Origin of the sequence: Pseudomonas sp. EA_65y_Pfl1_P113 (genome assembly GCF_963970525.1) — a bacterium.
GTDB classification, from domain to species: Bacteria; Pseudomonadota; Gammaproteobacteria; order Pseudomonadales; family Pseudomonadaceae; genus Aquipseudomonas; species Aquipseudomonas tritici.
This window is the reverse complement of the sequence record NZ_CAXAQM010000061.1, coordinates 1-10500: the sequence shown is the minus strand read 5'-3', so window position 1 is coordinate 10500 and position 10500 is coordinate 1. Positions and strand designations below refer to the sequence as shown.

Below are 10500 nucleotides of genomic sequence, written 5' to 3'. Positions count from 1 at the left end.
GTCAGTTGGAAGGAATAAACAATCGAATAAAGGTCATCAAACGAATGGCGTACGGTTACCGGGACAGCGAGTTCTTCTTCATGAAGATCAAGAGCGTCTTTCCCGGCAATCCGTGAAGAACCTAAAAAAAGGCCCGCTCTAAGGCGGGCATCCGGCATAACGCCAAGCAGCTGAGGGAGTGTTATCACCATTGGTTTTACTCTCGAAACGTATCTATATCGACAACCCACCCGCCGTGATCGAATTGCGGTATCACGTCGCCGGATCGCCAACATGAACCACCTGCTTTATCGACCATCGTCCCTGCATATAGGACGGCCAGCTCTCATCCAGCACTAACAGCCCTTCCGCGGCCTACAATGGATTGCCCGGGCAATCGATCAGCAACTTCACATTTTCACGACCCACACGGCGCAGTTCGCCTTCGGCAACGGCGCGGGCTTGGGCTTCGTTCTAGTAGCGTTGGCGCAAGGTTTTGAACGGGGCATTCCCCACCTGAACCACGCGCTGCTTAGCAGCGGAGGTATCCCACCAACTGGCGCGGCAGCCTTCGTATTTCGAGCGGGAGTTTTCGTCGAGCTTGGCGGTGATGAAGTTATGTTCACCGGGGCGGTTGTAATCGGTCACGGACAGCTTCACTTGCGGCAATAGCTGGCCGGAGAGCGACTTGACTCGGCCGGCTTCGGCCAACACATAGAGTTCGTTAAACGGTTTGGTGACCGCACTATAGTGTCGGGCAAGGCGCGAAATGAACGCCATGTCACTTTCGTTGGACTGTCGATGTGCGCGATCGCAATCCCCTCCAGCGCCGGCGCCACTCGCGGTGAATAGCCGTGACGACTGACCAGTTAGCGAAACAGCGCGCCCAGGGTGGTCGGACCGTAACTGGCGGATCGACGCTGGCGGTAACCCGTTGCATCGACCACGCTGAAGGGCGCTGCGGTGGCCATGATCATCAAGCTCATGGGAAACAGCACCGGGGTGCGTTGGGTGACGACAAACTCGCCCTTCTCCACCAACCCCGATTCCAGGTAACCGACACGCAAGCCGATGTTGCCGTTCAGCGTGGGCAGGCCGTCCAGCCCCTCGATATTGAGGGTCAGCTCCAGCCGGCCAGTCTCAATGCCCGCGGCGTCGGTGTGGCTCCAGCGCATCAAGCGTTGATTGAGCAGCGCCGCGTTGGCGCCATAAAACTCCACGATAGGCGTAAATCCCTGTGCCATAGAGCCTCCTTAGTCCCAGGCCAAAACGGGGCGCACAGCACCCGGCCGAGCGTGCATTTCAGGCACGACCACCCACACGCCGGCCGGCAGCACCGGGCCATATTCGGCAAGCTCGCGGTTCAGGCGCCAGAGGGTTTCATCCGCTGCGTCATCGCAACGGCCCAGCTCCCGATAAAGCAACAGGTTGACCGAATCACCAGCAATACTTCGCACTCTACGCATTGACGAATCCTCCAACTCCAACGCCCAGGCCATGACCATGGCGGCGCCGTCATCGATCACATTGCTCTGGGTTTCCACCACCGAATTAATCCGCCATAAGCCCCAGTTACGGCCGATGCCGTCAACCAGGGGCAACGGCGCCCGCGTATTCTGCAGCGCACGCAATTCGTCCAGACGCTGCATGCCGGTGGCGTACATCGCCGTACCGTTGAACGTGAGTTTTTCCAGCTTCTGCCCGCTCTGTCGCGACTGGGGTTTACTGGCGATAATCACCAAGTCACTCCAGCCGCCGTCGCTGGTACGTATCAACGACGAATAGGCAAACCCTCGGGACAAGCCAAAGATAAAGTCGCCGAGCACCATTTGTTGTCGCATCAATCACCTCCTGGAGGATCGGCCAGTGCCGCGTTGCGTCGGATGCCCAGGCTGTCGGTGAGCATCGGCATGCATTGGCACTGCAGCGCCTGGATCACCTGGTTGACGACCTGCTGGGCGTCGGCGGGGTTTACACCGATGATCTGGATACTTGGGGCGAGGGTGACTTGCACGTTATCCGTACGCGCCGCATTGAGTTCCTTGCTCACCGCATTGGGTGCAGGCAGGCGATCCGTTGAGCCGAACAGTTTGTCACCGTGCCAACTGCCTGCCTCGCTGCCGAGCAAACCACCGATTGCGCCACCGACAGCGGTGCTGAGGCCTGAGCCGACGGCGTTTACGCCACCGCTGCGTAGGCCTTGAACCACATTGACTTGAAGAGAAATTTCTCAGCCATAACAGACCACCGAGCAGAACAGTGCCGGTACCGCCAAGCCACGCGAACGTGCCTGGCCCCAGGTCGTTAGGATCCATCGCCACTCCATAGAGAAAGGTGGCCGAAGTACGACCTGTACAAATAAGTTAGCCCCAGCAGCACTCCCAGCTTGGAGCAATGGGTGTGGTGGAGCCGAAAACGAAAAGGCCCCTACCAATGTAGAGACCTGAAAAGGTAGATCTGGATCGGGTAGAGCGTACCTTCAGCTGGAAAATCTAAATATTTATCCAAGCACAGGAAGAACAACATGAAGAGAGGGAAAGTTTCCACAGCGCTAGCTGTTGTTGCTCTTCTCAATATGCAGGGGTGCGAAACCCATGAGGCGCACGCAGTAAAAATGATTCGGTGCGCCTTGGCGGGGAGCGGTGATCCAAATATTGAACATGCTGTGATAGTAAAGTCGCTGAACACTACCGCTTTTTACATGAAAGAAAGCGGCATGAAGAAAAATCGAGAAGAGTTAGTCGCGATGTTTGAGGGCGTAAAAAACGAAATATTGGGTCCTCCTGGCTCATCGGGAAAGGAGCAAGAAGCCCGTGCAAAGAAAATCCTCGATACTAAGTTTTGCACGGATTATCTAAATTCACTGCGACAGGAGTAGGTTAGCGGTCTTTCCCGACATCAGCCAAAGACAACCCCAGCGTCGACGCCCCAATGCATCGATCTAGCCGTTCCTGTCTCGCGCTACCCTGGAAGTCAGGTGTTAACAGCACGCGCGGGCTCCGGTGTTTTTCCGTAGCGCTGCACTACCGGCTTATCAGCGCCCAGGCATCCCCCAAAGGGCCACCCTGGCTGTGGCGAGTCTGAATCAGAAATGAAAAAGCCCAGCGCGACGGCTGGGCTCTATTACGCAAGGAGATAGAAGATCATGGAGTCCAGTAAGCAATCTTGCCGCCTGCACCAACAGCTACAAAGTTGCCGTTACCGAAGGCGACGCTCCGGATATCGGTTCCTGCGAAAGTGTTGGCTTGCTGAACCCAGCCGATCCCATCCTCGGAAACGGCTGTCTTGCCGCCGTCGCCGACAGCTACATACTTGCCATTACCGTAAGCAATGTCGCGGATGATGGTTCCACCGAAACTGGTATCTTCAACAGCAGTCCAGATAAGCCCACCGGATGAATATGCCATCTTGCCATCCGCACCAACGATAAACATTTTCCCGTTGCAAAGCTTCATGGAAAGGATGGTGCTAGTGCCGAAGGTGCTGGTCATGGTCTCGAATGTTTGCGGATTCTCCGTCGCCAGCTTCACAGCGCTAAGCAGCTTCCCATTCGATCCCGCAACCAACACATAAACGCCAATGACGTTGACGCAGTACACAGTCTCGCCAGAAGTGAAGGTCGTAGTGCGCTCCACCTGGCCTGACCAATCGCCATAACGGGAAAAGACTTTACCGTTAGACCCAACCAGTATCCAGGTCGTGTTGCTGCCGAAAATTGGCTCATAATACACAATACCTTGCAAGTCTCCGGACGCGCGAACAGTTGCCGTAATGTCTGTCCAAGCCCTTTCAGGGCGTGCTGTGCTGCCGTAGACCACATTGCCGGATTGAGAAAGGGCTTGAAGCTGTGTCCCAATACCGTTCCAGTACAGGTCGTTGAGGACCTTTCCGCTATCAGAGGTGACGACGCCCTTAAGCTTGGTCCACGCTGTACCAGTTGCGTTTCCGCTGACAAGCTGAGTGGTTGTGGGAAGACCGTTGCCACCAGCCGCATAAAACTTGCCTTCGGCAAAAACCACGCGCCTAAGCATGCCGGTGTTATCCACCGGTTGTACTTGAGTCCAAAGATCTTGCAAGGTTTGAGACGCCGAGTTTGCGTTTTCCATTTTAAACTCCGTTACTTAGCTGATTTAAGTTCAGGCCTCTGTATTGGGCGTATGGCGCTCATGGGCGATTGCTCGAGGCTCGTGGCCTTCACATGATTCAACGTCCCGCACCGGGAACATTTGATCTGGAGCTCTGTAAACCCACCCGTACGGGCGAGAAGTCTTTTGCAGTTACCGCATCTGAATTCTTTCAACATCTGCAAGTCCGTTTATTTATCTGCCAAGCTCCCTCCCGCTCGTGCGAGCAGTGGGGGCCTTGGCTGGCTTGGAAGCTACTGTTGCGATCTGGCAGTATCGAGACCAGGCCGAGGCTATCCCGTAGCAATGCATGGACTACTCCTGCAACGGGCGGTATTGATCCGGATCATCGATATTCGTGACTTCCCAGGTGCGGGCAAACAGCGGTTTGCCGGTGGGATCGTCGAGCAGTGACGGGCCGAGATAGAGGTTTTGGGTGAAGGAAACGGTCCAGGTGTCGTAGTCCGTTTCCGCACCGGTGAGTGCGGAAGGTGCCGCGACAATGGCGGAGGGCAGGTCGCACTGCTCGGTTGGCAGACCCCAGCGGTTACCCAAGGCAAGGTCCATCAATTGGCTGGCCAGGTCGCAGGCGTCAAACGGTGCCGACGCCCTGGCGACCATGGCCCTGAGCGAGATCGACAACGCATGCGCCTTGCGCCCTGCGAGGGAACGAACGCCCGGACCGTTGCGCTCTACGCTGATCAAAACGCCGGTGTTATCCGGCGTGCCGGAAAAGTCCTGGTGATTGCCTACTCGTAGTTGCGGGGACGCGCTCTTCAGTGCAATCCCAATTGCCATCGGCAGTTGGGAAGGTTTTTCGAGAAGTGTCATCTGCTTGCATCCTTGCAGCGGTTACTGCTGATCCGGGCGAGAGTTCGGGGGCTCGTTGACCCCAATGCGCTTGGCCGCCCAGCGTTCATAGAGCCCGATGGCCACGTCCGCGCCGGCCATGGCGGTCAGGCAACCTATGGCGCCGGCGGTCCAGATCGACATGCCGGCGGCGTAGCACAGCATCAACGCCGATACCCCGCAGACCATGCACGCCCCGGACCGCAGCGCCAGGCGCCGGATCAGCGACCAACCGCGGGCGCCCTCCTTGTCGGCGCGCCACATTTCGCCGGACACCCCACCCACCAGGGCCAGTGCGATCACCAGCCAGATAGGCATTTCCGCTAACACTTGCTGCTCGTTTGTCATGTCACGCCTCCTGGCTGAGCCTGCCGGCAAAGGGCCGGTTTCTGGGTAAATCCATTTACAGGTAGGCATTCCAAAAAGCCCGGTTGCCCGGGCTTTTCAGTAATGCGGTCCCGCTTCGAACTGTCGGCGCTACTGGCGCGGTACGGTTCTTTCCTCAATTTTTTTCCGACCACGATCCCTGTCTGCCGGATAACTGCTTCTGGTGCTTTACGCTGCACACCCGGGTCAGTTGCCAACCCTCTGAACCGTTGAGGCCGGTTCATCGCTGCCTGTTCTTGTAATGCGGTGAAACTAAAGAGCGTCGGCATCCTTGCCGGTGTTACCTGGCGTCCCTGCCATCGCTCAGATGGCATCCTTGCCGATGTTGCGTGCCGTCCTTGTCTTCCTTGGCAGCATCCTTGCCGCCTCCACCAGGCCTTGTTGGCTGGCTTGAGATGGAGAATATGCATGTATGCATATACAGTCAATGCACAAATGCATTTATTTTTACCATTAAAATGCATTAATGCATTTTCAGCCTTGCACACCGAGGGTTTGGGGATTTTCTACGGGCGAAAAAAAACCCGCGCATTGGCGGGCTTCGTCTTACGTGAGGAGGTTAACGGGCGTACATGCCCCACCAGAATACATGGCCGAGAATGCTGATCTGCTCATCTTGGATATCCTGAAAACTGTAGTCCTCATCCGGATGCTCATCACGGTTGAAACTGCGCAGGCGAATCCCGGAAGGCAGGCGATAGAGCTGTTTCACGCGCAGTTGGCCATTGTGATTGATGGCATACAAGTCGCCATCGATGATGTCACCAATGCCACTCTTGCCCGCATTCACCCCAACCGTCGCGCCATCACGCAACACCGGCAACATGCTGTTGCCGCGCACCGTCACACACTTGGCCTGGTCGAACTGGACACCGTTATGCCGCAGGCTGCGCTTACCGAATCGCAGGCTGGCCTTCTCACTTTCCTCGATGACGAATCTTCCTGATCCAGCAGCCAATTCAACCTCGCGCAGAAAGGGGATCGACACCTCGTCATCATTAACGGGCGTGTCGTCGTCCCACAGGCTTATGTCCTTGAGTTCCGAATGCATCGGGTCGCGCCCGTCATCGCGCAAAGCCCCCACCGCCGCGCGGCCGCGCAGTTGGTCGGTGCTCACGCGGAAGTACTCGGCGATGCGCGAGATGTGCTTGTCCGACGGATCAACGATCTTGCCGCTGAGGATCCGGGACAACGTGGATTGAGGCACGCCGGTACGCCGGTGAAGCTCCGTGGGGGAGATCCGGTCGCGGTCCAGCAGCTCGCGTAAGACGATAGAAACGTTGCGTTTTTGCATAACGGGGATAGTGACGGGAGTTTTTGGGGCTGGCAAATGCTAATTTGCATTCTTATGCATAAATCATGCATTTACCAGTCCGACCTACCTATCTTGATGTGGACTGCGAACCCCCGACCTCGCGTGTTAACCTTGCGCCCATTGCAAAATCAGCTGGGCCGAGCGCCCCACCTTTGCCCTATCACTTTCAACGAATTTGCCTATTACCTAATGAGTAAAAACACCTCCGATCTGTCCTCCCACACCCCCATGATGCAGCAGTACTGGCGCCTGAAAAACCAGCACCCTGATCAGTTGATGTTCTATCGCATGGGCGACTTCTACGAGATCTTCTACGAAGACGCGAAAAAGGCCGCCAAATTGCTGGACATCACCCTGACCGCGCGCGGGCAGTCGGCGGGGCAGTCGATTCCAATGTGTGGGATTCCTTACCATTCGTTGGAAGGCTACCTGGTCAAGCTGGTGAAACTGGGCGAGTCGGTGGTGATCTGTGAGCAGATCGGCGATCCGGCGACCAGTAAAGGGCCAGTTGAGCGTCAGGTGGTGCGCATTATTACGCCGGGGACGGTGAGCGATGAAGCGCTGCTGGATGAGCGTCGCGATAACCTGATCGCCGCGGTGCTGGGTGATGAGCGTCTGTTCGGGCTTTCGGTGCTGGATATCACCAGTGGCAACTTCACTGTGCTGGAGATCAAGGGCTGGGAGAATCTGCTGGCGGAGTTGGAGCGCATCAATCCGGTGGAGTTGTTGATTCCGGATGATTGGCCGAAGGACCTGCCAGCGGAAAAACGTCGTGGGACCAAACGTCGTGCCCCGTGGGATTTTGAGCGTGACTCGGCGTTGAAAAGTCTGTGCCAGCAATTCTCGGTGCAGGACCTCAAAGGCTTCGGCTGCGAAACCCTGACCCTGGCCATTGGTGCCGCCGGTTGCTTGCTTGGCTATGCCAAGGAAACCCAGCGCACGGCCCTGCCGCATTTGCGTAGCCTGCGCCATGAGCGTCTGGACGACACCGTTGTGCTCGATGGTGCGAGCCGTCGCAACCTGGAGTTGGACACCAACCTGGCCGGCGGGCGCGATAACACCCTGCAATCGGTGGTTGACCGTTGCCAGACCGCCATGGGCAGCCGTTTGCTGACCCGTTGGCTGAACCGTCCGTTGCGGGATTTGAGCGTGCTGCAAGCGCGTCAGTCGTCTATTACCTGCCTGCTGGACGGCTATCGCTTTGAAAAGCTGCAGCCGCAGTTGAAGGAAATCGGCGATATAGAGCGCATTCTGGCGCGGATCGGCCTGCGCAACGCGCGCCCGCGTGACTTGGCGCGTCTGCGCGATGCCCTCGGCGCCTTGCCGCAACTGCAAGTAGCGATGACTGAACTGGATACGCCGCACCTGCAACAGCTTGCGGTAACCGCTGGCACCTACCCGGAACTGGCGACGCTGTTGGAAAAAGCCATCATCGACAACCCGCCCGCGATCATCCGCGACGGTGGCGTATTGAAGACCGGTTACGACAGCGAGCTGGATGAACTGCAATCCCTGAGCGAAAACGCCGGGCAGTTCCTGATTGACCTGGAAGCCCGCGAAAAAGCCCGCACCGGCCTGGCCAACCTGAAAGTCGGCTATAACCGCGTGCATGGCTACTTTATTGAGTTGCCCAGCAAGCAGGCCGAGTCGGCACCTATCGACTATCAACGTCGCCAGACCCTCAAGGGTGCTGAGCGTTTTATCACGCCGGAGCTGAAAGAATTCGAAGACAAGGCGCTGTCGGCCAAGAGCCGCGCCTTGGCTCGGGAAAAAATGCTCTACGAAGCGTTGCTGGAAGACTTGATCAGCCAACTGGCGCCGCTGCAGGACACCGCCGCCGCCCTGGCCGAACTGGACGTGCTGAGCAACCTGGCCGAACGTGCGCTGAACCTTGACCTGAACTGCCCGCGTTTTGTCAGCGAGCCGTGCATGCGTATCGTGCAAGGTCGCCACCCTGTTGTAGAGCAGGTGCTGACCACCCCCTTCGTCGCCAACGACCTGTCGCTGGACGACGACACCCGCATGCTGGTCATCACCGGTCCGAACATGGGCGGTAAATCCACCTATATGCGTCAGACCGCCTTGATTGTGTTGCTCGCACATATCGGCAGTTTTGTCCCGGCCGCGAGTTGCGAGCTGTCACTGGTTGATCGCATTTTCACCCGGATCGGTTCCAGCGATGACCTGGCCGGTGGCCGTTCGACCTTTATGGTGGAAATGAGCGAAACCGCCAATATTTTGCACAACGCCACCGAACGCAGCCTGGTATTGATGGACGAAGTGGGACGCGGTACGAGCACCTTCGACGGCCTGTCCCTGGCCTGGGCGGCGGCCGAGCGCCTGGCGCATTTGCGCGCCTACACGCTGTTCGCCACCCACTATTTCGAACTGACCGTTCTACCGGAAAGCGAACCACTGGTGGCCAACGTGCACTTGAACGCCACCGAGCACAACGAGCGCATCGTGTTCCTGCACCATGTGTTGCCGGGGCCTGCCAGCCAGAGTTACGGCTTGGCCGTGGCACAACTGGCCGGTGTGCCGAACGATGTGATCACCCGCGCTCGCGAACACCTCAGCCGGCTGGAAACCACGGCGCTGCCCCATGAAACCGTGGTCGCCAGCGCTGCCAAAACCTCCAACAAGCCGGCCGCGCCGCACCAGAGCGATATGTTCGCGAGCCTGCCCCATCCGGTACTGGATGAGCTGGCAAAGCTTGACCTGGACGACTTGACGCCGCGAAAAGCGTTGGAATTGCTCTATGCACTGAAGACACGGGTCTAACGCAGACGCTTGCAAGCTGATATTATCTCGCGCGGTTTGGGATGCTGCGGGCGTTTAGCCTGGCCTGCAGATTATCGCTCCCGAACCTCGCGAACCCCGCCATAAGGGGTTTCGCTGCCGCCGCCTGAGGAGAAAATTAGAAATGACCTTCGTCGTCACCGACAACTGCATCAAGTGCAAGTACACCGACTGCGTAGAAGTGTGTCCGGTGGACTGCTTCTACGAAGGCCCGAATTTCCTGGTTATCCACCCGGATGAGTGCATCGATTGCGCCCTGTGTGAGCCTGAATGCCCGGCCGTCGCTATTTTCTCCGAGGATGAAGTCCCGGCAGAGATGCAGCAATTTATTCAGTTGAACGTCGAGCTGGCGGAAATCTGGCCGAACATCACTGAGCGCAAGGACCCGATGCCGGACGCAGCGGAGTGGGATGGCAAAAAAGGTAAGATTGCAGAGCTCGAACGCTAATAGCGTCGCCCCCCTAAAAGGCCCCTTGCGGGCCTTTTTGCGTTTCTGGATGGCGGGTTTCACTTTTCTACAGACAAAAAAAAGGGGCGGTATGACCCGCCCACATTTTTTCCCTAGTCCCTTTATTCCTTTTCATCATCCTGATGAGTCGCATCCTGCGACGTTCCTTCAACCATCGTTCCTTGATGGCTGTGCCAATCCGTGGACACAGGGCTGATGTTAGAGAGTTCCAAAGAAAGTTCAACGGCATCTAACCCATTGGCTGGCAGGCTCTCGCGGGCACCATGAAATAATTAATTGTTATATTTCAATCAGATAGAGAAAGCTCTCGAAGAACTGGGCCGCACAAGACGGGTAAAAAAACCAATCGCTTACGAAAAAGTAAGTAAATGCTTACACGACCAATTGCGTAAATGCGTAACCGCCACCGCTTGACCGCCCTCCAGACATGAGAAAGCCCCGACAGGGTCGATAATGCTGTTCACTTAAGCGGAGCAGCCTTACGATTCACCGGAAACCGGGTCTTTGATATCTTCACCGTCCTGGGTCTCGAAGGCCTTGGACGGTGGTTCAGAAACATCCCTCCAACACCCGCCCTT

11 protein-coding genes and 3 pseudogenes are annotated in these 10500 nt (G+C 57.1%); 4 read left to right on the top strand and 10 right to left on the bottom strand.

What is annotated here, in order from left to right; all coding sequences use genetic code 11:
- On the top strand, positions 1-116 hold a 116-nt coding region (locus AACY52_RS27900), incomplete at its 5' end, for a transposase (protein WP_143497295.1).
- A 136-nt stretch (positions 117-252) separates the two neighbouring features.
- On the opposite strand, the pseudogene AACY52_RS27895 reads toward AACY52_RS27900, so the two are convergent.
- The 5 genes and pseudogenes from AACY52_RS27895 to AACY52_RS27875 form a co-directional block, all read right to left on the bottom strand.
- A pseudogene (locus AACY52_RS27895) lies at positions 253-1223 on the bottom strand (phage late control D family protein).
- A 9-nt stretch (positions 1224-1232) separates the two neighbouring features.
- The gene (locus AACY52_RS27890; RefSeq protein ID WP_339561029.1) at positions 1233-1445 is read right to left on the bottom strand and encodes a tail protein X; all 213 of its coding nucleotides are present in this window, start codon (positions 1443-1445) and stop codon (positions 1233-1235) included.
- A gap of 6 nt (positions 1446-1451) precedes the next feature.
- Positions 1452-1820, bottom strand: a pseudogene (locus tag AACY52_RS27885) (phage tail protein); the annotation flags it as partial.
- Positions 1820-2188 (bottom strand): hypothetical protein, encoded by a 369-nt coding sequence (locus tag AACY52_RS27880; RefSeq protein WP_339561028.1) that lies wholly within the window; start codon positions 2186-2188, stop codon positions 1820-1822. The pseudogene AACY52_RS27885 and the gene AACY52_RS27880, both read right to left, overlap by 1 nt.
- Positions 2178-2294: pseudogene (locus AACY52_RS27875) on the bottom strand (chemotaxis protein); the annotation flags it as partial. The pseudogene AACY52_RS27875 and the gene AACY52_RS27880, both read right to left, overlap by 11 nt.
- Positions 2295-2503: 209 nt before the next feature.
- Between AACY52_RS27875 and AACY52_RS27870 the strand changes: the two are divergent.
- Positions 2504-2857 (top strand): hypothetical protein, encoded by a 354-nt coding sequence (locus AACY52_RS27870; RefSeq protein WP_339561027.1) that lies wholly within the window; start codon positions 2504-2506, stop codon positions 2855-2857.
- Positions 2858-3122: 265 nt separating this feature from the next.
- On the opposite strand, the gene AACY52_RS27865 is transcribed toward AACY52_RS27870, so the two are convergent.
- From AACY52_RS27865 to AACY52_RS27845, 5 genes are all read right to left on the bottom strand, one after another.
- Positions 3123-4085, bottom strand: a complete 963-nt coding sequence (locus AACY52_RS27865; RefSeq protein WP_339455570.1) for a hypothetical protein — start codon at positions 4083-4085, stop codon at positions 3123-3125.
- A gap of 11 nt (positions 4086-4096) precedes the next feature.
- Positions 4097-4282 (bottom strand): Com family DNA-binding transcriptional regulator, encoded by a 186-nt coding sequence (locus AACY52_RS27860; protein ID WP_081585403.1) that lies wholly within the window; start codon positions 4280-4282, stop codon positions 4097-4099.
- Between the two features lie 136 nt (positions 4283-4418).
- Positions 4419-4934, bottom strand: coding sequence for a hypothetical protein (locus AACY52_RS27855; RefSeq protein ID WP_339493526.1), 516 nt, complete (start codon positions 4932-4934; stop codon positions 4419-4421).
- A 21-nt stretch (positions 4935-4955) separates the two neighbouring features.
- Positions 4956-5300 carry a phage holin family protein gene (locus AACY52_RS27850; RefSeq protein ID WP_339418273.1) on the bottom strand — a complete coding sequence of 115 codons (345 nt, stop codon included), beginning with the start codon at positions 5298-5300 and terminating at the stop codon, positions 4956-4958.
- Positions 5301-5898: 598 nt separating this feature from the next.
- On the bottom strand, positions 5899-6633 hold the full coding sequence (locus AACY52_RS27845; protein WP_339418274.1) for a S24 family peptidase: 735 nt from the start codon (positions 6631-6633) through the stop codon (positions 5899-5901).
- Between the two features lie 210 nt (positions 6634-6843).
- On the opposite strand from AACY52_RS27845, the gene mutS reads away from it, so the two are divergent.
- On the top strand, positions 6844-9435 hold the full coding sequence (gene mutS, locus AACY52_RS27840; RefSeq protein WP_339418276.1) for a DNA mismatch repair protein MutS: 2592 nt from the start codon (positions 6844-6846) through the stop codon (positions 9433-9435).
- A gap of 142 nt (positions 9436-9577) precedes the next feature.
- The gene (gene fdxA / locus AACY52_RS27835; RefSeq protein WP_065872510.1) at positions 9578-9901 is read left to right on the top strand and encodes a ferredoxin FdxA; all 324 of its coding nucleotides are present in this window, start codon (positions 9578-9580) and stop codon (positions 9899-9901) included.
- Positions 9902-10500: the final 599 nt, after the last annotated feature.